General features: G+C 32.4%; 9 protein-coding genes. 3 read left to right on the forward strand and 6 right to left on the reverse strand.

Annotated features, from left to right (window positions below; translation table 4 throughout):
* Positions 1–144 precede the first annotated feature (144 nt).
* The 6 genes from U3G01_RS01315 to secA form a co-directional block, all read right to left on the reverse strand.
* Positions 145–843 (reverse strand): MPN527 family putative ECF transporter permease subunit, encoded by a 699-nt coding sequence (locus U3G01_RS01315; protein ID WP_069097298.1) that lies wholly within the window; start codon positions 841–843, stop codon positions 145–147.
* A gap of 2 nt (positions 844–845) precedes the next feature.
* Positions 846–1,460: a uracil phosphoribosyltransferase gene (gene upp / locus U3G01_RS01320; RefSeq protein ID WP_255030531.1), complete on the reverse strand. Its 615-nt coding sequence runs from the start codon at positions 1,458–1,460 to the stop codon at positions 846–848.
* 76 nt (positions 1,461–1,536) lie between these two features.
* The gene (deoC, locus tag U3G01_RS01325) at positions 1,537–2,202 is read right to left on the reverse strand and encodes a deoxyribose-phosphate aldolase (protein ID WP_010321125.1); all 666 of its coding nucleotides are present in this window, start codon (positions 2,200–2,202) and stop codon (positions 1,537–1,539) included.
* 40 nt (positions 2,203–2,242) lie between these two features.
* Positions 2,243–3,526, reverse strand: a complete 1,284-nt coding sequence (locus U3G01_RS01330; RefSeq protein WP_010321126.1) for a thymidine phosphorylase — start codon at positions 3,524–3,526, stop codon at positions 2,243–2,245.
* Positions 3,527–3,528: 2 nt separating this feature from the next.
* Positions 3,529–4,227: a purine-nucleoside phosphorylase gene (deoD, locus tag U3G01_RS01335; RefSeq protein WP_255030529.1), complete on the reverse strand. Its 699-nt coding sequence runs from the start codon at positions 4,225–4,227 to the stop codon at positions 3,529–3,531.
* 1,284 nt (positions 4,228–5,511) lie between these two features.
* Positions 5,512–8,466 carry a preprotein translocase subunit SecA gene (secA, locus tag U3G01_RS01340; protein ID WP_255030527.1) on the reverse strand — a complete coding sequence of 985 codons (2,955 nt, stop codon included), beginning with the start codon at positions 8,464–8,466 and terminating at the stop codon, positions 5,512–5,514.
* Positions 8,467–8,872: 406 nt separating this feature from the next.
* Here secA and U3G01_RS01345 point away from each other — a divergent pair, with 406 nt between their 5' ends.
* The 3 genes from U3G01_RS01345 (at position 8,873) to U3G01_RS01355 (ending at position 24,543) form a co-directional block, all read left to right on the forward strand.
* A complete protein-coding gene (locus U3G01_RS01345) occupies positions 8,873–13,117 on the forward strand; it encodes a P110/LppT family adhesin N-terminal domain (protein WP_255030525.1) in 4,245 nt (1,414 codons plus the stop codon).
* A gap of 137 nt (positions 13,118–13,254) precedes the next feature.
* On the forward strand, positions 13,255–18,732 hold the full coding sequence (locus U3G01_RS01350; RefSeq protein ID WP_326564856.1) for a P97 family adhesin: 5,478 nt from the start codon (positions 13,255–13,257) through the stop codon (positions 18,730–18,732).
* A 252-nt stretch (positions 18,733–18,984) separates the two neighbouring features.
* Positions 18,985–24,543: a P97 family adhesin gene (locus U3G01_RS01355; protein ID WP_255030521.1), complete on the forward strand. Its 5,559-nt coding sequence runs from the start codon at positions 18,985–18,987 to the stop codon at positions 24,541–24,543.
* The last annotated feature ends 247 nt before the right edge of the window (positions 24,544–24,790 follow it).

Here is a 24,790-nt window from a genome sequence, read left to right on the forward strand (position 1 = left end):
AACTCCTCAAATGTCCTTTGATTGTTTATTTGAATTTTTCTAGATAATTATATCACAAAAACTAAAAAAATTTTAACAACTCAAAAAAATTAGCAAAATTACAAATAAATATTTATTATAAACAAGTTGTGGTTTATAAATTGCTTAGTTTAGCGTCTTATTTTTGTGAAAATGTTCAATAATCATGTAAATAGGAAAGGCTAAAATTGACTGGAAAGCAAAATTTGCAAGATTAAAAGGAATAAAAACACTAAAAATAAAAGACCAATACGAAAAATTTTCGGTTCCTAAAAACTTTTTTTGAATATCATCCCACCCCTTATAAACTAAGTCAAGAGATACTGAACTTATTGCTTTAAAAAGTTTTAAATAAACTGGAAGAATTAAAACTCCGTTTAAAAAAGTCATCATTAAACTGGTTGTAAGCGTTGAGACAATTAGTGATAAAATAATAAACCTTTTTATTTTGGCGAAATTTTTAAAAATTTTGATAAAAAGATAACGAAAACCTAAAAATGAAAAAATGTATATTACTGAAGCTAAAAATAGTACAAAATGACCAAAATAGATAATGTCAATCCCGCCAAAATGGTTAAAAATAAGTCAAGGACCTATTGCAAACCTAACCAAAAGGCATCAAAAACCTAAATAAAAATTGCCCAATAAGAATATTGGTACTAAAAAAAGGGTAGATAAGTCAAATTTTAGCCCAAGACTTTGAAAAAACGGCCAGGAAAAATAATTGTGTGAAAAAATAAAAAAAAGTAACGAAAGACTAAATAAAATTCCAGTAATTGCTATTTTGAAATTATAGTTAGAATTTCACGAAATTGAAGTTTTCAACTTTAATCCCCAAAGAAACGATCACCGGCATCACCAATTCCAGGAATAATGTAACCTTTTTCATTAAGTTTTTCATCTTTTTGGCTAAAAAAAATACTAACTTGCGGATATTTTTTGGCAATTTTATCAAGACCTTCTTGAACAGTTAAAATTGTGGCAATAATTATTTTGTCAAACCCTTTTTCAATAAGGTAGTCAATCGTGCTAATTATCGAATTGCCCGTTGCTAAAATAGGATCTAAAATAATTGCAACTGAATTTGGACTAGCCTTAGGTAAGTTCAGATAGTAAGTTGTATTTGAAAGATCTAAATTCCGTTTCATTCCCACGGGTGCAACTTTTGCATCAGGAACTAAATTCAAAAAAGGATCTAACATTGCAAATCCAGCACGTAAAATTGGTACAAAAACAACAGAGTCACTAATTTTTGTTCCTGAAAAAGGCTCTTGAAGAACAGATGTGCCATTAAAATATGTTGAATTAAGTTTGGCTAAAACGGGAAAGGCAAGTAAATAGGAAATTTTCTCAATTGCAGCCCGGAAATCGACTAAAGAAACATTTTGTCTTATTTTAGCAATTTCACTAGCAATTATAGGATGACTAACATTTACTTGCATAATTCTTCCTTTAAATTAAAATTAACTTTGAAATTAGAATTTTTAAAATTATAACATAATTTTAAAAATTCTAAGACTAATATTCAGATTTTTTATCGTCCAAATTTTCAATAATACTTACAGATTTAGAAGTCCCAAAACGAGTAGCACCTAATTTATAATATGTTTTAATATCTTCAATTGTGGAAATCCCGCCTGCTGCTTTTATTTGTAAGTTTTTACTTTTATTAGCACTCATTATTTCAATGTCTTGAATAGTTGCCCCGCGGTAAGAAAATCCTGTTGATGTTTTAATAAAATCTGCATTTGATTTGCTTACAATTTTGGTAGCTTCGGCAATTTCATTTGCTGATAAAAGTGCAGTTTCAACTATAACTTTAAGAATTTTTGTTCCAATTTCTTTTTTTATTTGGTTAATTTCATTGATAACAAAGTCAAATTCTTTTTCCTTAAATTTGCCGATATTCATTACCATATCAATTTCATCTGCCCCGTGCATTATGGCAAGATTGGCTTCTTTTTGTTTCACAGCGCTAACTTGATTTCCAAGCGGGAATCCAATTACAGTGACAATTTTAATATCAGTGTCTTTTAGTTCTTGTTTTGCTAATTTAACTCAAGTAGGTGCGATGCAAATAGCGCCAAAATTATATTTTTTTGCTTCAGCAATTAGGTTTTTGATATCTTGAGAAGTTGTTTGGGCTTTTAAAATTGTGTGATCGATTAATTTATTGAAATTCATAAATCTCCTTTTAAAATAAAAAATATGTTTTTAAATTAGCCTAATTTAAAAACATATTTTCAACTTCTGGCTCAGGTTTTATTGAGAAAGTTTTTGCAATTAAATCCTGAATTTTGCTCAAATCAATCGGATTAGAGGAATAAAGGCTAAAAATTAACTGATCGTCTTGAACATATGTTCCAGATTCAACTTCTAGACAAATTCCGGCTTCATAGTCGATTTTTTGGTTTAATTTAGTACGACCTCCGCCTAAAAATGCAACAATTTTTCCAAAATTTATTGCATTTTCCCATTTTATATATCCACTTTGAGGGGCAAAAATTTGTTCCTTATATGCTGGAATTCAAAAGTTTGAAGACTGAATTGTCGCTGGATTTCCACCTTGGGCTGCAACCATTTTTAAGAAAATTTCATTTGGAAGTTCAGATTCAATAATTTTAGTAACTTTTTCACGGGCTTTTTCTATTTTTAGCTTTTCAATTTCAGAAAGTGTTTGGGCTACTAATTCTTTTGCAAAGTCAGCAAGTTGGGACTGTTGGCCTTGAAGAATCGCTAATGATTCAATAATTTCGTTTTTATTTCCAATCATTCTTCCAAGCGGGGCGTCCATATTGGTAATTTTAACAATTGTTTTTTTCCCAAATCTTTTCCCGAGCATTTTGATTTTACTTGCTAATTTTTTTGCCTGACCAAGATCAGTCATAAAAGCGCCACTACCACATTTTACATCAATTAAAATAACATCTGTGTCAGTAGCAATTTTTTTTGACATTATCGAACTTGCAATTAACGGAATTGACGAAACTGTTCCACTAACATCACGAAGTGCGTAAATTTTTTTATCAGCAGGAACAATTGCATTTGACTGTGCAGTAATTGCTATTCCGATTTTTTGAACTTGATCCAAAAAACTAGCTTCTGTCAGTTGAGTTTGAAATCCTGGAATTGACTCAAGTTTGTCGATTGTGCCACCAGTAAATCCAAGACCTCTTCCAGACATTTTGGCCACTTTGTAGCCAAGGGCAGCAAAAATTGGTCCTATTATTAGTGATATTTTATCACCAACACCGCCTGTTGAGTGCTTGTCAATTTTAACTCCGTTAATTTTTCTGAGATTTATTGTTTTACCTGATGCAATAATTTCACGAGTAAAGAAATAAAGCTCATCATCATCAAGGCCATTAATTAAAATTGCCATTAAAAAAGAAGAAAATTGGTAGTCGGCAATTAGGCCAGTTAGAAATCCATTAATCATGAAATGAATTTCTTCTTCGCTTAAATGTTCTTTTTTGACTTTTTTTTCAATAATTTCAAATAAATTCATATTTAAATAGCTCCAAGGGCAATTTCAATCATTTCTTCAAATTTTTCTTGTCTTGCTAAAGGATCAAGTGAAGTTTTGGTAATCAAGCTATCAGAAATTGTAAGAATCGAAGCTGCTTTTTTTTGCAAATGATTTGCTACTGTAAAAAGTGCAAAAGACTCCATTTCTACTGCTTGTGCTCTTGAAAGTTGGATTGTTTTCGATAAATCACGGTTAGAGTAAAAAACATCAGTTGAGTGAATATTTGTATAAGTCGGACTCAAACCTAATTTTTCAGCACTATGAAATAAATTAGCTACAAGTTCCAAATCTGGATAACTTAAATGAGATTGACCCTGACCTAAAAGTGCCGGAAATGAACAAGAATCTGACCAAGCTGATTTTGCAATAACAAGGTCAAAAATTTCAAGATCTTTATCATAAGAACCAGCTGAGCCAATCCGAATTATTTTCTCAACATCATAAAATTTAAACAGTTCATAGGCATAAATACCAATAGAACCAGAACCCATTCCTGAGGCAGCGATAGTTACTTCTTTGTCTTTATATTTGCCGGTAAAAATTAAGTTATTACGGACTTTTGAAACAAGTTTGGCGTCTGTTAAGAAATTTTTAGCAATAAATTCTGCGCGAAGTGGATCTCCGGGCATTAATACAACTGGCGCAATCTGGTGTTTTTTAGCTTCAATATGTGGTGTCATGTTTCTCCTTTTAGGCATATTATAATATAAAAAAATTTTTTAGCCATTAAATTTTTGCAAATGTTAAAAATGATTTCTAAACAGCATAACATTTTGCGCAAATTCGAAATTTAATCCGAAAGAGAGAAAAGCAGGAACCAAAAATAAGCGAAAAACTATAAAAACAATCCCGCACAACAATCCCGAGTTTCCCAGTTTGATAAGATAATCTTAAAAAAGTGTCTGGTTTTAGGGACTTTTTTAACTTTTTTGGCAAACTAAGGAAAAAATAACTATCAAGAAAAAACACTAAATTTTAAATCTAACACTCATGAAAGAAAAATTCAACTACTATTTAAACTCAATGTAAATAGAAAACTCGTTTTTATTTAAATTGAGCCTAAAAAAATATATGAAGTTTTGAAAGAGCCATAATTAAAAGCCATAAATTTGTAGATTTCTAAACGGTCAAATTTAAGGCATTCCATCATATTTAAAAATATAATGGAAAATTCGCAATATCTGATTTTTAGCCAACAAACATAACTAATTCCTCCCTAATTCAATATCAAAATTTATTAATTTATTCTTAAGTGAGACTAATTATAACCTAAAATTTTTTTAAACCAAGCATTTTTTTTTTTTTTTTTGCAAAAAGTTAAATTTAAAATAATAAAAATTAAAGATTTTACCATCAAACTGGCAAACTCAGGAAAATCATTTCTAAACGGCATAACATTTTGCACAAATTCGGAATTTAATCCAAAAGAGACAAAAGCAAGAACCAAAAACAAGAGAAAAACTATAATAAATAATTCCGTACAACAATAAATTAACCAAATTGAAAATAATTAAAAAAGAAAAACATAAAGAAACTGCAATTAAAAAGAATTTACTATTTTTCTGTCAAAAATTGCACAAATCTTTTTGAAATCTTTTATCATTAAATAAACTATTTTTTCAATAAAGTGGAGCAATTTTTGGCAAAAACAGCAAAAAAATCAACAAAACAGCAAAAAAACTAGCAAGACCAATAAGACCAATAAAAATTGCAAAGGTGAAGTTTTCAAAGAACCAGTAGTAGAAAAAATTTTCTACAATAGAAAAGATAAAACCTAACACTGACACAAAATAGCTAATTTTCGCCAATAAAAGCAAAATATTAGTGTTTTTTAGCATCCTTTGATTTTAACCTTTCTGCCAATTTTAGCGCTTTTTAATGAAAAACAAGGAAAAAAGTAAAAACAAGCAAGTTTTCTTATTTTCTTTGCATTCTAAAGTTTTTCCTTAATTTTAGGGGGGTCCTTAGTCGCCTGAATTTTGAGAATTAGAAATCTGATCTTCGTCGGGTTTTTCTGGATTTTCCAAGTTTTGTTGCTTGCTTTGCTCAGCTCTGGCCATTTCTTTTTGTCTGTCCAGTTCTAACATTTTCATGAGCGCATCAGGGTCGTCTTTTACATCAAAAAAGAAGTTTGAAGGTAAAAAGTCATCTTGGTTGGCTTGTTTGTTTTGGTTTTGCTCATTTGTCTCAAAAGGGTTTTGAGTATTTTGTCCTTGGTCAGAAATTTCAGAGTCAATTTGGAGTTCTTTTTGGGCCAAAAGTTCAAGTTGTTCTTGATTCATTCTTAGTAAAATATTGCGTTTTTCCTCAAGGGGCATATCTTCTTTGAGATTAACAAGTTTATTATTTGCAATTTGTCAGAGTTCAAATCCACCGCTAGCATCCAGTCTTTGAATGTTATTATTTTTGAGTTGTTCATAAATAAATTCAGGCTGAGACTCTTTTTCAATTTGTTTTGCATAAGCAATTCGGTCTTCATTAGTTGCAATCAGTTGGGCAACAATATGCTCGGGAGTATTAGCTGGATAAGAAATTGCACTTCCATCAGAAAGAATTGCCTGGACATATTCAATTTTTTCAGCATTAGAGTTATTAAATAAGGCAACAATTGCCTGGTAGGCAGATTCAGAAATTAAAATATTAAATTTTGAAGTGGCTTGTTCGGTAAAAATTTGGTAAGGATTTTTTTGTGAGTATTGGACTAAATTTGCTGAAGAGCGAAGTTTGTCAATTGTGTCAATATGGTTTTGCCAGTGATTATCAAGCACAGATAAAATTATGTGCCGCTCGGATTGGAAATAGTTTTGGCCAATATTTTCTTTTAAGGTTGGCTGCAGAGTTTCAAAATAAATTTTATTTAGTTCTTGGACTAAAAAGTTGCTGAGCTCTTCAAAAGGGTATTTTTCAATTCCGCTTTGGCCAAAATCATAGCGAGTTATTCTTGAAAGGTTGTCATTAAGAAAATTGATTAAATTTTTATAGTGAATTTCTTGGTTTGGTAGCAAAATAAAGTCATATCCTAAAATAACTTCAACAGCTCTAATGATCATCTTTTTAATATAATGGTCAAAATTTTCAATCTGGAGCAAAATATCACGTTGAGTATAAATTAAATCACGTTGCTGGCGTATAACATCATCATAGCTCAAGACGGTTTTTCGCATATCAAAGTTAAAGCCTTCAATTTTTTTCTGGGCTGCCAGTAAAACCGAGTGAATATATTTTCCTTTGATTGCCCCTGCTGTTTGGCCGTAGCTATCAAAAATTTGTTCAAAATTGGAAAAACGGCGCAATAATTGGTCTTGAAGGGAAATAAAAAACCTTGAGACACCAATATCACCTTGGCGACCTGACCGCCCACGAAGTTGGTTGTCAATTCTTCTTGATTCAGCCTTATCTGTCCCTAAAATATAAAGTCCGCCAAGATCAATAACTCCAGGTTCAAGAATAATATCTGTTCCCCGGCCGGCCATATTAGTTGCGATTGTTATTGCATTTTTACGGCCTGCTTTTGCGATAATTTCAGCCTCAAGTTGGTTTTGTTTTGCATTTAAAACTGTGTGAAACAGACCTTTTTGGTTAAGCATTTCTGATAGAGTCTCTGAGTCAACAACTTGGGAGGTTCCAATTAAGATTGGCTGGCCAGTTTTATGAACTCGTTGGACTTCGGCAATAATTGCTTTATTTTTTTGTTCAATTGTGGCAAAAATTTCATCTTTTTCATCGCGGCGCGCCAGTGGTTTGTTTGTTGGAATGACATTTACACGCATATTATAAACATCGATGAACTCTTGTTCTTCGGTTTTTGCAGTTCCGGTCATTCCTGAGAGTTTTTTAAAAAGACGAAAAAAGTTTTGGTAAGTAATTGTTGCTAAGGTTTTAGTTTCAGGTTCAATTTCGATTCCTTCTTTTGCCTGAAGGGCTTGTTGTAGACCTTCAGAATAAGATCTTCCGGCCATAATTCGCCCGGTAAATTGGTCAACAAGCTCGATTTTACCGTCTTGGACAATATATTCAACGTCTTTTTTCATCACCTTATTGGCACGAAGGGCATTTTGAATTCGGTGAACAAGTTCAGAGTTTTCAATTTCATAAAGGTTGCGCAAACCAAAAAAAGCATTAGCTTTGTCAATACCTTTGTCGTTTAATTTAATACCTTTTGTTTCTTGGTCAATATAAAAATCTTCATTTACAAGTGTATTTACAAATTGGTTGGCAGATAAATATTGAGCCGGAAGGTTGGATTTTCCACCACTAATAATCAAAGGGGTTTTAGCCTCGTCAATTAAAATTGAATCAATTTCATCAATAAGACAAAAATTTAGCCCTCTTTGAACTTTTTCAGCAGCACTATAGACCATGTTGTCCCGCAAATAGTCAAATCCTAATTCTGAATGAACTGAGTAGGTAATATCAGCGCCATACATCATTCTTTTAGTTTCAGGATCCATTTCAGCTTTGTTAATTCCAACAGAAAGACCTAAAAAATTATAAACCTTACCATTATCTTCAGCGTCCCGTTCAGATAGATATTCATTTACAGTGGAGACAATAACTCCTTGACCTGAAAGTGCATTAAGATAAACTGGCGCAATTGAGGCAATTGTTTTACCTTCTCCAGTTTTCATCTCAGCAACCGAACCCATGTCAAGAATTAGTCCACCAAGAATTTGGACATCATATGGCGTTTTTCCAAGGATTCTTTTTGTTGCCTCACGAGCCACGGCAAAGGCATCAACCCTAATATCTTTAAGTTTTTCACCATTAGCCAGGCGCTTTTTTAGAACATTTGTTTGATTTGAAAGATCCTGATCGGTCATTGAACCATAATAACCGCGTTTTTGGTTAATCTGCTTTAAAAGACGGTATGCAAGCCGTAGTTCTGAAGAAGTCTTAAAAAAATTGATAACATTTTTCATTAGATCGCTTTGCCCCCTTAATTTATTAACTCATTCTTTTCTTGCATTAATTAACCGCTTAGAATTATACCATTTTTTTAAAATAATATATAATTTATTTTTATTTTATTTATTAGGATAGTTTTTGGCTTATTTGTTTTGGCTTTGGTCTTACTATGAGCACAGAAAATGCCTTAATTTTAGCATATTTTTAATAAAAAGGAAAAAATAATTTTCTTTTTGGTATAATTTTACTATTTATGAAAATTATAATTTAAAAAAATAGGAGAAAATCATTCATTAAGTCAAAAAAATAATTTATAATATGTTTCGAAATTCAAACAACCTGCAAAAAAAAAAAAAAAAGGATAATTAAGTATTTCAAAAATAAAAAAAATTAATTTTTTTTGGTATAATTTTTTACATTATGAAAAAAGAAATTCGCAACAAAGTATTAATAGTTTTAGCGGGACTTAGTTTCATCGGAATTACAGCCGGAGTTGGTATTGGTCTTCAACGATCAGCACTTAACTCGTCTTATCAACAATTATTTGATAATGACAAGTCCGAAACGAAATTAAACCCGCCAATAAACGATGCTGATTTGGTCGCTGCCATCAGCAATTTTAGTCTAAAACCTGAATGAAGCAAAATTTCAGCTTCTCAGGCATTTAAATTACACACAGATCCATTATATGCTTTTAAATTAAGTCAAGCAGTTGATTTTTCAAAAGTTGATAATAAATTTTCTGATTTATTTTTTGACATTCAAGTAACTGAAGAAACAAAGGTTGAGTCAAATTCAATTAAGAACTTAACCGTTTTTGTTTTTGATAAAAAAACAAAAAAAGAAGTAGCAAGTCGTGCTTTTAGTGCTAGTCTTTCTGGATTTAGTGCTATTGCTAATCAAGATTTTCTTGAAAATTTCATTGCCGAGTCTTCAAAATACAATCTTGATAAGTCTCAATTAACTAAAAAGTTTGCTTCAGATTCAATTTTTCCTTCAGCTTTTGCCCTTAAATTTCAAGATCAATTACTAACTAACCTTCGTAAAATTTCTCCTGAAATTTTTAGTGGAGCTAATGTAGCAACTGCGACCCAAGTTAGTGCTCTTTCTGGAATAGCAAGTCAGTTTCAACAGCAAGGTAGCGGTGGCGGAGGAACAGGTGGTTCAGCTGGTTCAGGAACATCAACTGAAGGATCAAGTGGAGCATCAACTGGAGGAACAGGCCAAGCATCAGGCGGTGGTTCAACAGATGGAGCAACTGGATCAAATGGTGATACTGGTTCAACCGGGGCAGCAGCTGGAACTCAAAATGGCTCAAATCAACCAAGCGTAAGCACTCCTGCTCCTGAGGCACCTAAAGCTCCTGAAGTTCCTTTAGTTTCTAAACTAAAACCAACAAATTCTAATCTTGAACTTGCATTTAAACAAACTTTAGAATCATTTGGTGGACTTGAATTAATTGCTGCTTCTGGACTTCAGAGTTTAATTCCAAATGAGTATACTTTATTACCAGTTACTTCTGAAAAATCACTAGTTAAAATTGATATTGATGATACAAAAGGTACTGCAAAAATTTGACTAAAATTATTGGATCAATCCAACAAAGAAAAATTAATTGGGCTAGACATTACTGGTCTTAGTTCAGTTGAATCAGTTCAAAATAAAATATTTGCAAAAATAAATAAAAATCAAAATAAATATATTAGTCTAAAACCACAAGTTGCGGAATATTTTAGAAAAAATCCAGGACAAAGTCTTGCTAAATTAATTTCTGATTATCAAAAACAAAGTTCAGCTGCAGGCTCAAAGGTGGCTGAGGTTTTTGATGCATATCAAAAAGATAATGATAAAATCAAAAAAGCAATCATGGGTGAGCCGTCAGGTACAGCTACACCAGCACAACCTGAGTCTGCAGGACAAGGCAGTGGAGAAACTCAAAGCGAATTTGAAAAACAATTAACAGAACTTAGCAAAAAAGATTCAAAAACAACCGACGCAATTAAAAAATATCTAAAAGACGAATATAATATCGATCTTCCGACAGAAACCCAACAACCTACCGCTGTTCAGGCAAGTGTTGCTGCACTTTCGTCTACCGAAGTTCAAGGACAAGAACAGCAACAACAGCCTCAGCAACAGCAACCGCAGCAACAACAGCCTCAACAACAACAGCCGCAGCAACAACAACCTCAACAAGAAACTCAGACTCAGACTCCAGAACAACCTAAACAAGACACTCCTGAAGACATAGCTAAAAAAGATAAAGCCTTTTACGCCCCTTATTTTGAAATTTATAATTACCAATTACCAACTATGCAGTCTGAAGGTAAATCTGTTGTAGTTACCCCAGATAAATTAGATTTTTGATTTGAAACTAATAGTAATCTTAAAGTTGGTGATTATAATTTTGATTTTTCAATAGATCAAAAACAGGACGAGTCAAGCACAGCTAAAACTTTAAAACTTAATGTTAATTTTCAAGCTGATTCTAATTTCAAATTAGAAGTAAGTCCTGAAAATGTTCCATATTTAGAAATTTATGAGGGTATTGAAAAACCTAAAGTTCAAAGTACCGAGTCTCAAACAGTAAATGTTGCTGTTGCAACAACTACAGCACCAGAATCATTTAAATTTACAGGTTGAACATTCCCAATCACAATTGATTTTAAAGGTTCTAAAACTCAACAAGAACTCGAAAAATTAGTTGGTAATAATCACAAAGTAGATTTCAATAATTCACTTCCTTATTTATTATTCCAATCAGATTTAGATAATATTTTCAAAACTGCAAAACTTGATTCATGATTTAGTCTTTCAGATAGTGAAAAAAATCAAGCCAAAGCTTATTTAAAATCAACACTAAATCCAATTAGTGTTCCAATAAGTTTGCAAAAACCTAAAGTTGAAGCTACCCCAGCTCCAGCAACACCGGCTAATCCGCCGGCTCCAGCAAATCCACCGGCAACTCCAGCTACTCCAGCTCCAAATTCAGGCGCTTCAGGTGCATCTTCTGGCTCAAGTTCATCTTCTAGTTCAAGTACAGATTCATCTTCATCTTCAACCTCAAGCTCAAGTTCTTCTTCTAGCTCAAGTTCTTCTAGTTCAAGCTCAAGTTCAGGTGCTGCAGCAACTTCTACTTCTTCGGTAGCAAATAATGCAACACCTTTCCAAGATACAGCAACTCCTCCAGCTCAAGAAGAAACATTTGCTTTTGGTGATTATTTAATTAATTATCTTGATAAGTTTGGAACATTTACATTAGCTCAAGGTCAAAAATTAGCAATATCAAGTCAATATGACGAGAAAAATCGTTCATATAATTTTGTTTTTGAAGTTCGTGATAGTGATAATGATGCAATTGCCTCATCAGTCTTTGGTTTTGTTGGTATTAATAAAAATAATGGTGCTCTTAGAAAATCACTTGCTTATGGACCAGATGTTTTCATTGACGGAAGTTCAGGACTTGAATATCATGCTCATGAAGGTACTCCATCTAAGCCAATTTTAACTAATATTAGCTCAGCAAATAGTACAGCATTCCAATTTAAAGTAAATAATTTTACTGACAATAGTGCACTTGATAATTTACTTCAAGACAATGGCTTTTATAACCAAAGAGCTACTAACGGAAAAGGTTTAGCTATTAAACAACCGCTTCTTTATGAATTTGACGGTGAAGGTAAACGAATTATTAAAACATTCGGACGCCAAGTTGAAAAATCAACAATGGATAAAGGGGTTTTATATTTCACCTTTAAACTTAGCGATGTTTTAGCAAAACCAGAAACACTCCTAAATCAATCATATAAATTATTATCAACCGCTCCAGATGCAAGAGAAGGTTCATTTGGTGCGACTCATCTTGAATTATTCCGTACTTTTGATATAAAAGGCGAAACTGGAATTTTTACAACACTAAATTTAGGTTGAAGAACTGAAAAAGCCCGTTCATTAGCAATTGATAAAAGTCAAGTACCAACAACTGAACATGATTGGCAAACAAAAGGATTAATTGTTTTCCGTGATGCTGATCCAACAGGCACAGAAGATTCATCTAAACTTTACGATTATAAAGATGGAATGGATGATTTTGAAGTTGGACAAGGTCAAAAAATTACTCCTACAGATCCATCAAAAACCATTACAGCTACTGACGTAAATGATGTAAATGAAATTTTTAGAAAATATTTCCCTGAACCTCACAATACTGACCTCTTCGCCCAAGGACAAGGACAAATTTACAAAGAAGATGGTATTTGGTTTAATCACACAAGACCAAACGGAAATGTTGCACTTGAGTCATTTTTAGATAAAACCTTAATTTTAGAAGTTCGTATTGATGATTCTTCAGTTACATTTAGTTTGATTGCCCAAAGAGAACCAAACCAAGATCCATATGTTTGAACAAGTCAACTAAAATCAATTTATAAAGATGCTAAACGCAATATTAATCCAGATACCCCAATTGGTGTATTGTTTGGACGTGGAATTGATTATTCCCAAATTGGTGATCGAATAATTAATAGTCTTGATGATTCTTCAGCTAAAGAACGTGATGGAATCACATTCAAATCTCTTGCTGTCTTTAAAGGTGAGAGACTACTTAAAGATGACAAAGCTCGTCTTGAGGTACGTAAAGCATTTATTGATCAATATTTTAAATAACAAAGACTTAACAAAATATTAAAAAAACAATATTATGTTAAATAATAATTAATATTAATAAATTTAAATTAAGTATTTAGTTATTTAAAAAATAACTAAATTAAAAGAATAATATAGTAAAAAACCCGGAGGTTTTTATGCAAAAGAATAAGGCAAAAATATTGATCGGTAGTGCCGCTGCAATTGTACTAATGTCGACGGTCTTTGGAACTGTTGCTGGCCTTGCTGCTAAAACTAAATATCGCGGAGTTAATCCTACCCAAGGTGTTGTTAGTCAACTTGGACTAATTGATTCAGTAAGCTTTAAACCAAGTGTTGCTCACTTTACTAGTGATTATAAAACTGTTAAACAAGCACTTTTGGGGGGTAAAGTATTTAATGCCCAAAGTAGCGAGTTTAGCGATTTTGCAAGCAAATTCAATTTTTTAACTAATAATGGTCGTAGTGTTTTAGCAATTCCAAATAAATATAAAGTAATTATTGAAAAATTTGAAGCCCAAGACGAACAACAACGTTTTTTCCTTTCCTTTCATTTAGAAGAAACTCTTGAAGACAAAAATGTTGCCCGCTCGGCAACAAAATCAATTTACCTTTCGGTAGTTGATGCTCCGCGAGCAGCTTTGGCTCAATTTAGTGATATTGTTGACTCTAATTTTGCTAATTTAGTTCCTAGTCCTCTTTCTCATTTTTCATCAAGCTCAGTTAGACCTTTAGGACTAACTCGTGCTGATGATTTTGCAAAAACATTAAATCAACTTGAGTCATTAGAGGATTTTGAGTCTCATTTAAGCAAATTTTTTGATATCCAGGCAATTAAAGCAAAAATTCGTCTTGAGTCCCAAGGTTTTGGTTTTGCCAAAGGTGACTTAGAAGAGCCTTTTGAGTTTAGTTTTGTTAAAAATCCACAAAACCCAAATGAGTGAGCAACAAGTCTCAACCAAGAAGTTCCAGCGGTTCGTTTATATTTAAAAACTGAATTTACTAGTCAGGCAAAAGCAACTCTGGCTAATTATAAAAATAAAGACGAGTCATTTTTAACTTCAATTGACTTAATTGCCAAAGATAAGTCTACTTGATTTGCTAATACCAAAGATCTAAGCGATCAACTCGATGTTAATTTACTTGATGCTTCTGATTATTATCTTGATCCTGATAAGCCTCAGACTGATGCGCTGCAAGAACCTGAGACTTTACTTCCTTCATCACTTAGTCTTTTTCAACGTGATTCATTAAGACAGTCTGGCTCAATTGGTAAATTTTCATTGTTTCGTTATGATGCAATTAATTTTTATAAACAACTTCAAGAACTTGTAAGTAAGCCAGCAGCAATTAAAGATATAGTTGATGCTAGTCTAAGTCGCGGTCTAACATTTTCTTTTGGTAAATACGATTTACTTTTTGATAATTTACGCCAACATCTTGATTATGACTTTTTAGTTTCAAATGCTAAAATTCGTCAAAACTCAGTTTCAAAAAAATTATTTATTGAACTGCCAATTAAAATCAAACTAAAATCTTCAATTTTTGGCGACAGCGGTCAAGACATCAAAACTGTTTTAGAAAAAACTGTAAGTTTTAAACTTGATAATTTCCGTGATCAAGATATCGAAGATGCCTTAGCAAGCCTTTATCCTGAACTTAGTCAGCAACTAAAAGCATTAAAAAGCGCTCAAAGCCAAAACGCTCAACAACTAGCTGATACTTCGCCAATTCAGTCTCAGTGAGAAGGCAAAACCCTTGGGGCAACCAAAGCAAATCCTTATGACATCAGTCAAGGTGCACCTGAGTCTTATTTACTTTCAAAATTCGAAATTCAACAATTAATTAACCAAAAAGACTATAAAAAACTAATTGAACTTTTAAGTGATACAAATAGTTATAATATTGACTTTAAATTAGGTTCAACTTTAGCAAACCAAAGTATTCAAGTTCCTAGTGAGACAGAAATTGCTAATTTAAATGTAACAATTGACTCAGCTCAGGCATTAAAAAATGCTGATATTTATTCAGTTTCAACTTCGGCATTTAAAAATCGTGCTTCTTTATTTGCTTACTTTCGTCATCTTTTATCATTAGATCCCAAAGAGGCAGTTAAAAAACTTGTTGATATAGGTACCCAAATCGGCCTTGAATTTGAAGGCTACCAAGACTTACCGCTAAATCCAACTCTGGCTGATTTAGCAAAAGTAAAAATTCATACTCAATTTGATAACTACCAACACACCCAAGCTTTTGTTAACCAACAAGAAACAGACTTTAACGTAACAACATTTGGTCTCAAACTTCTTGATTTTAACGGTTATTTTGCTAATGATATTACAAGCCCAAATCAAGGAATGGCTTTATTTTTACCTGCAAGTCTAAGCCGTGATTCAGTTCAGTCAACTGCAGGTACTAATTCAACCCAAACTCCTGATTGAAAAGCTGAAATTGCTAATAAACTTGGTGATAAAAACCAGTTAGCCCAATTACCTTTTGCAATTTGAGATAAAATTATCGGTCAAGAAAAAGCAGCAAACGATAGCCAAAAACTAACATCTAAAATTCTTAATAATTATCAAGAAGCAATTAAAATCGCTAAACAACCAGCTTTTTGAAATACTCTTGATGGTAATTCATCTCAAGTTCCTTTTAAAGATAATAAATTTAGTAAAATTGCTACCCTAAGTGATTTAGTTTTTGCCTTTTATACCCAAGCTGCTTTAACTAATAATTGAAATGAATATCAAGACTCAGGAGCACGTCCTTCAATTAAATTTGAAATTCAAGAAGATAGCCAAACTTCTAACACTCAAGATTCAAACATAATTGGTCTAAGTATCAAATATGTTGTTGGCTTTGATGACAATGCTGGTAATTTTGTTGATGATGTTATTTCATCAACACCACAAACAATTTTTATTCGGACATCAGGACAATCTGAGGCACAAGTAAAACAAAGAAATAATTTAAACCAAATGGTTGAAGATGCTCCACTTTCAAGTCAGTCATTAATTCTTGATGCTGAAAAATTTGGTCATTTACAAATTCTTGCTAATTCAATTTATGACAAGAAAAAACCAGCACCAGAAGTAGTTCCTCCACGAGATTCAAAATTCCGTTGAATTGATGACAAAGTTCCTGTTGAGCCTCGTCCAGAAGTTCAAAGTACCGCCCCAAATCAAGATGAATTTTTTAAAGATAAATTAAAACCAGTTGCTGTTGAGGTCTCAACTTTTGCTAGCCTTGAAGAGAGTCCTTATTTTGCTAGTCCATTCCAAGACGATAGCCAAAATAATCAAAATTCAGATTCAACAAGTCAAGAACAAAACGAAGATTTACAAACACTAAAACAAAAATTGGAAATTCTTTTAGGTCAAGAATTTAGTTCTTATTTTAGTCAACTTGATCCAAGTCTTACTTTTGAAATCGATTCAGTCAAAGAAGTCTCACCACAAGTCTATAGTGTTAGTCTTTCATTAGTAAAAACTATTAATGATGGCAATAAAACAACCAAAGTTAAATCAGATAAAAGTCTAACACTACTAGTACACAAACAACAAACTAATATTCCTGAATTAGCTAAATCTCCGCAAGTTTCAAATACTTCTTGGGCTAAACAATACAATCCTGACCAGCCTTTGGCAAATTCAACAACAATAACTCTTGAATTTAAAAACCCAATACCAGTTGATGCCAATGGTCGGCCAACAAGTCAGTGATTATCTTCAGTGCCGGTGACAATTCACCCAGTATTATTAACTCAAGTAGAACGAGCACTTGATATTCCCTGAGAGCGTACTAATGCAGAGTTAGCAAAAAAAACAAACCAAGATACATGAGCGGGTAGGTTTAATAGCACTAAAAGAGAAGAAGTACTAAAACAAAGAGATGAAAAGGAAAAACAACTCCAAGAAGCTGCAAAAAAACTAACCGACACACCAAAACCCACTAACGAACCCGATCTCCCGCCATCTGCGTTTCAACCAAAAATACATTTATCTTTAAATCAACAAATTAATACTTCAACTCAAGTTAAGGTCGAAAATCTTCGACGTGTTAGTGAAAAGGTTTTAAGTTTTGATTTAGATAGTACCAACATAAAAAGGCTAATCAATGCTCCGATTGAAATAGCTTCTAGTCTTACCGCCGATGAAGTCTATAATCAATTAATTCTAAACGATAAACAACATTCAAACTTTGCCTTTATAAAACCTAAGTTTATAGTAGAAAAAACTGTTGGAATACCATGGCAAACAATTAAGAAGCCAGAATTAAAATCTAAAGATTTAAATAGAGACCCCGAATGGTATAAAAAAGCAATAAATAGTAAAATCTCAGAGGTCCAGAAACTCGCCGAGTCCACCAAGGACAAAGATCAGATTACGTTCCGCGGCAATTCCACCTCCGCCCCCAATGGTGCAACATACGCGATATTGAAACACAATCATGACCCTCTAACTAGTTTATTCGACGGTGACCCAGCTGACAACCTCCAAGCTTTATCATTCCAAGTATATGATCCAAGTAATTTCATTTCTAAATATGCAAGCTCCAAAAATACCCAACAAGTTAGTGTCTCTACTACTAATTCTAGTTCAACCAGCCCTAAATCACAATTAGATTTGTATTCTTATCGTCTAAATAAAACACTTGAGACTAATGAAAGAAAAGGATGAACTAACGTTCATCCAAGCCAAAGTCTTAATGTACGTAGTAATTTAAGACTTCCTAATAATTATTTAAATATTATTTTAAATCAACCAACTAAAGTTACTTTTTATAATTCAAGTGATTTTATAAGAGATCTTTTTAGTGATCCTAATTCAAAAGATGAAGACATTAAAAAATATTCTTGAGCCGTTAAAGAAAAAGTTGGATCAAATGCCGTTGATTGAGGAACATCTTATTTTAATCTTTGGTATCCAAAAGAAATAATTGAAAAACAACCAAATATAATAACAGCTAATTTAACTGATTTATTATTTGTTGATCCTGATGAACTTGAAAAAAACCAAAAAATGATTGCACCAAATTTAGTTCAATGATGACCAAATTTCCGTAATTCTGAAACTGCGGTTATTCAGACAACTGAAAATGCAGAAGCAAAAGGCAAAGTTCTTCAAAACCCAATTGGATGGACAAAAATTCAAGATGGTGGATATAATCTCCGGGTAAGAAAAACTTCATTTAATCGTGAGACCCGTACTTTTACCTTGACAACAAATATACCAGTACCAACTCAAGACTATTCACAAGTAGTTAAAGACACTGACGACTGACGTTTTGTTTTCCAAAATGATGATGGTCAAATTGCAATGCTTAAGGCAACACTAGTAAATAAAAACTCTAATAACCCTGATTTTAGAGAAAATGGTGCACTTCAATTTGAAACAGTTATTCCTGATCATTTCTTTTCTTCAAATGTAAGATTTGCAGGTATATTCAAACAAGAAGATAAAAAACTAAAATGACTGCCAATTATTGATACTGAATTTATCATTGATGATCGTTATTTTAATAACATCACCACTGATACGTTAGACTTGAAAAATGCAAATGCACGAGGTCTTACTAACAATGCTTTTGGTAATGTCTTTAAAGAATTTAACATTCATAAGCCAAAAAACAATTAACTAAAATAATTTAGAATTATCTTAATTTAAAATCTAAACATAAAAAATAATTCAACACTACATTAAATCTTCTAAGAGTAATTATTAACAACAATAAATTAATACTTAAAACTATCATAAACATTTATTGATTGACTTTTAACTAATTAAAAAAAATTTAAAATTAAGTAAAAATAAATTTTAAATTTAGTATAATTCTTTTTGTTCAAAATAACAAAAATAATGAAAAAAGGAAAAAACCTGGAGGGTTTTATGCAAAAGAATAAGGCAAAAATATTAATTGGTAGTGCCGCTGCAGTTGTACTAATGTCGAGCGTCTTTGGAACTGTTGCTGGCCTTGCTGCTAAAACTAAATATCGCGGAGTTAATCCTACCCAAGGTGTTGTTAGTCAGCTTGGACTAATTGATTCAGTAAGCTTTAAGCCAAGTGTTGCTCACTTTACAAGCGATTATAAAACTGTTAAACAAGCACTTTTAGGTGGTAAAGTATTTAGTCCTCAAAGCACTGAATTTAGCGATTTTGCAAGTAAATTCAATTTTTTAACTAACAATGGCCGTAGTGTTTTAGCAATTCCAAACAAATATAAAGTTGTCATTGAAAAATTTGAAGCCCAAGACGAACAACAACGTTTTTTCCTTTCATTTCACCTTGAAGAAACTCTTGAAGACAAAAATGTTGCCCGCTCGGCAACAAAATCAATTTACCTTTCGGTAGTTGATGCTCCGCGAGCAGCTTTGGCTCAATTTAGTGATATTGTTGACTCAAACTTTGCTAATTTAGTTCCTAGTCCTCTTTCTCATTTTTCATCAAGCTCAGTTAGACCTCTTGGCTTAACTCGCGCTGATGATTTTGCTGCGACATTAAATCAACTTGAGTCACTAGAGGATTTTGAGTCTCATTTAAGCAAATTTTTTGATATTCAGGCAATTAAAGCAAAAATTCGTCTTGAGTCCCAAGGTTTTGGTTTTGCCAAAGGTGACTTAGAAGAGCCTTTTGAATTTAGTTTTGTTAAAAATCCACAAAACCCAAATGAGTGAGCAACAAGTCTCAACCAAGAAGTCCCAAGTGTTCGTTTATATTTAAAAACTGAATTTACTAGTCAAGCAAAAGCAAGTTTAGCTAATTATAAAAATAAAGACGAGTCATTTTTAACTTCAATTGACTTAGTTGGCAAAGATAAGTCTACTTGATTTGCTAATACCAAAGATCTAAGCGATCAACTCGATGTTAATTTACTTGATGCTTCTGATTATTATCTTGATCCTGATAAACCTCAGACTGATGCATTACAAGAACCTGAGACTTTACTTCCTTCATCACTTAGTCTTTTCCAACGTGATTCATTAAGACAGTCTGGCTTAGTTGGTAAATTTTCTTTGTTTCGTTATGATGCAATTAATTTTTATAAACAACTTCAAGAGCTTGTAAGTAAGCCAGCAGCAATTAAAGATATAGTTGATGCTAGTCTAAATCGCGGTCTAACTTTTTCTTTTGGTAAATACGATTTACTTTTTGATAATTTACGCCAACATCTTGATTATGACTTTTTAGTTTCAAATGCTAAAATTCGTCAAAACTCAGTTTCAAAAAAATTATTTATTGAACTGCCAATCAAAATTAAACTTAAATCTTCAATTTTTGGCGACACAGGTCAAAACATCAAAACTGTTTTAGAAAAAACTGTAAGTTTTAAACTTGATAATTTCCGTGATCAAGACATCGAAGATGCCCTTGCTAGCCTTTATCCTGAACTTAGTCAGCAACTCAAAGAATTAAAAAATGCTCAAAATACTCAACAAGCCCAACAACTTGCTGATACTTCACCAATTCAGTCTCAGTGAGCAGGCCAAACCCTTGGTGCAACCAAAGAAAATCCTTACGACATCAGTCAAGGTGCACCTGAGTCTTATTTACTTTCAAAATTCGAAATTCAACAATTAATTAACCAAAAAGACTATAAAAAACTAATTGAGCTCTTAAGTGATACAAATAGTTATAATATTGACTTTAAATTAGGTTCAACTTTAGCAAACCAAAGCATTCAAGTTCCTAGTGAGACAGAAATTGCTAATTTAAATGTAACAATTGACTCAGCTCAGGCATTAAAAAATGCTGATATTTATTCAGTTTCAACTTCAGCATTTAAAAATCGTGCTTCTTTATTTGCTTATTTTCGTCATCTTTTATCATTAGATCCCAAAGATGCAGTCAAAAAACTTGTTGATATAGGTACCCAAATGGGTCTTGAGTTTGAAGGCTACCAAGACTTACCGCTAAATCCAACTCTGGCAGATTTAGCTAACGTAAAAATTCGTACTCAATTTGATAATTACCAACACACCCAAGCTTTTGTTAACCAACAAGAAGCTGACGGCGTTAATGTAACAAAATTTGGTCTCAAACTTCTTGATTTCAATGGTTATTTTGCTAATGATATTACAAGCCCAAATCAAGGAATGGCTTTATTTTTACCTGCAAGTTTAAATCCTGATTCAACTCAGTCAACTTCAACTCAACCAGCTTCAGACCAGTCAACAACCACTCCAGACTGAAAAGACGAAATTACTAATAAACTTGTTGGTGACCAGTTATCCCAATTACCTTTTGCAATTTGGGATAAAATTATTGGCCAAGAAAAAGCCCAAGACAATAATCAAAAACTAACATACAAAATTCTTAATAATTATCAAGAAGCAATTAAAATCGCTAAACAACCAGCTTTTTGAAATACTCTTGATGGTAATTCATCTCAAGTTCCATTTAAAGACACTCAGTTTAGTAAAATTGCTACCCTAAGAGATTTAGTTTTTGCCTTTTATACCCAAGCTGCTTTAACTAATAATTGAAATGAATATCAAGACTCAGGAGCACGTCCTTCAATTAAATTTGAAATTCAAGAAGATAGCCAAACTTCTAATAATCAAGATTCAAACATAATTGGTCTAAGTATCAAATATGTTGTTGGCTTTGATGACAATGCTGGTAATTTTGTTGATGATGTTATTTCATCAACACCACAAACAATTTTTATTCGGACATCAGGACAATCTGAGGCACAAGTAAAACAAAGAAATAATTTAAACCAAATGGTTGAAGATGCTCCACTTTCAAGTCAGTCATTAATTCTTGATGCTGAAAAATTTGGTCATTTACAAATTCTTGCTAATTCAATTTATGACAAGAAAAAACCACAACCAGAAGTAGTTCCTCCAAGAGATTCAAAATTCCGTTGAATTGACGATAAAGTTCCTGTTGAGCCTCGTCCAGAAGTTCAAAGTACCGCCCCAAATCAAGACGAATTTTTCAAAGATAAATTAAAACCAGTTGCAGTTGAAGTATCAACTTTCGCCAGCCTCCAAGAGAGTCCTTATTTTGCTAGTCCATTCCAAGACGATAGCCAAAATAATCAAACTTCAGACTCAACAAGTCAGACCCAAAACGAAGATTTACAAACACTAAAACAAAAGCTTGAAATTCTTTTAGGTCAAGAATTTAGTTCTTATTTTAGTCAACTTGATCCAAGTCTTACTTTTGAAATTGATTCAGTCAAAGAAGTCTCACCACAAGTCTATAGTGTAAGTCTTTCATTAGTAAAAACTATTACTGAAGGAAATAAAACAACCAAAGTTAAATCAGATAACAGCTTAAGTCTAATAGTACACAAACAACAAACTAATATCCCTGAATTAGCTAAATCTCCTGAAGTTTCAAATACTTCCTGAGCAAAACAATATAATCCTGACCAACCACTAGCAAATACAACAACAATAACTCTTGAATTTAAAAACCCAATACCAGTTGATGCCAGTGGTCGACCAACAAGCCAGTGGTTGTCTTCAGTGCCTTTAATAGTTCACCCGGCGTTGATTAATGTTACTCCCCGAATTGATGACCTAACTCCAGCTTTATTTAACCAAATTCTTTCAGGATTAGATATTACTGCCCTCATCCAGAATCCCAAACCTGAAGTTTTAAATAAAGCTTTAGAGGGACTCTTCCAACAACAACAACAACAACAACAACAACAACAACCGCCAGAAGCCAGTGCAACGATCGAAAAATTTAAAGATAAAGTCCGAGAATGAGTCTCAGAGTTAATAGACCCAAATGCTAAAGCATTTCATCGAGGCACAACTGAAAAGTCTCACATTTTTTCCCTTGGTCATATCCAAAATCAAAACCATTCGGCAATTAAATTATCACTAAATGCTTTAACAAATTCAAGTCAAGAAGTTAAGGTTGAAAATATCCAACTTGTTAACGGAAACACTATTAGCTTTGATTTACAAAGTTCAAATATTAAAAGACTAATTAACGCTCCAATTGAAATAGCCTCAGAACTTTCTGACGAGGATTTTGATCGTGAATCAAGTAAAGTTCATAATACCCAAAGTGAAGAAGACCCAAAATTAGAAGAAAAAACAACTTCAACAATTACTTTTATTAAACCAAAATTCATTGTTGAGCGAACTGTTGGAACTCCATGAAGTACATCAGAGGTGGTTTTTGATTCTAAAACTAAAAAAAATTTACAAGATCCAACAAATTTTGATACTTCTAGTAGTGGCGATTCGTCAGCTTTTGTCTATAAATGACGTTCTATTACCCTAGATGCATCAGGTAAAAAGTGAGAAATCCCCTACCTCCAAGTCCAACCGCGTTTTGACCCACTTGTTGACATGTTTCCCATACCTCAGGTTCAGAGTCTAACTAGTTTGTCTTTTAAAGTTTTTGATCCTGATGGTTATTTATACCAAAAATTATATTCTAAATCAGGAACTGATGTTGATCTTTATTCTTATCGTCTTAATAAGACAAAAGAAGAATCAACTCGTAAAGGTTGAACTAACCAACATCCAAACCAGTCAACCATTATTGGTGATAATTTTGCCTTACCTGATGACTATTTAAATATTATTTCCAATCAACCAACAAAAGTTACTTTTTATAATGCTTCTGATTTTATCACCGATTTATTTAATGATCCTGATCAAAAAGAAGAAGATATTAAAGATAAATACACTGATAATATTAAAGAAAAAGTAGGTGCTAATGCCGCAGATTGGGGAAGTGCTTATTTTAACCTTTGGTATCCAAGAGAAGTCATTCAAGAACAATCAAATATAATCACTGCTAATTTAACTGATTTATTATTTGTTGATCCTGATGAGTTAGAGAAAAACCGTAAAATGATTGCCCCGAATTTTGTAAATTGGTGGCCTAATTTCCAAAATTCAGAAGTTGCCGAAATTCGCACAAAACATAATGAAGAAGCCTACAAAAAAGTCAACCTTCTACCCCAAGGTTGAACCCAAATTCATGATGGTGGCTATCCACTCAAAGTACAAAAAACCGCATTTAACCGTGATACACGTACTTTTACATTAACAACCAATTTACCAATTCCTACTCAGGACTACTATCAAGATGTTAAGCCCACCGATGACTGACGTTTTGTTTTCCAAAACGACAATAATCAAATAGCAATGCTTAAAGCTAATATGCTAAAAGTTGGGTCAAATAATCCCCACTACAAGGACAAGGGTTGAATTCAATTTGAAACAGTAATTCCTGATCATTTTTTCTCAACAAATGTTAGATTTACTGGAATATTCAAACAAGAAGATAAAAAACTAAAATGACTACCAATTATTGACACTGAATATGTAGTTGATGACCGTTATTTTGGTAATATTATCTCTGATCCTTTAGATCTTAAAAAAGCTCGCGGCCGTGGATTTACTAATAATGCTTTTGCTAACATTTTTAAAGAATTTAATATTCACCGTCCGGATAAACGAAAAAACTAATTAATTTTTAAATAAATCAAACAAAACCCCTATTGGTCTCAATAGGGGTTTTTCTTTAATTTTAAAAATATTTTAGATTTTTGCTTTAGCTCCCAAAAAATTAAGTTATAATAAAACTCCCGTTAAGAATACAAAAATAAATTTTAACCTTAGAACTAAGAAATCTGTGGCGAGCAAATTAAATTTTAACCGTTTGCAAAAAAAAAAAAAAAATGCTTGGTTTAAAAAAATTTTAAGTTATAATAAA

Origin of the sequence: Mesomycoplasma ovipneumoniae (assembly GCF_035918255.1) — a bacterium.
GTDB classification, from domain to species: domain Bacteria; phylum Bacillota_I; class Bacilli_A; order Mycoplasmatales; family Metamycoplasmataceae; genus Mesomycoplasma; species Mesomycoplasma ovipneumoniae_A.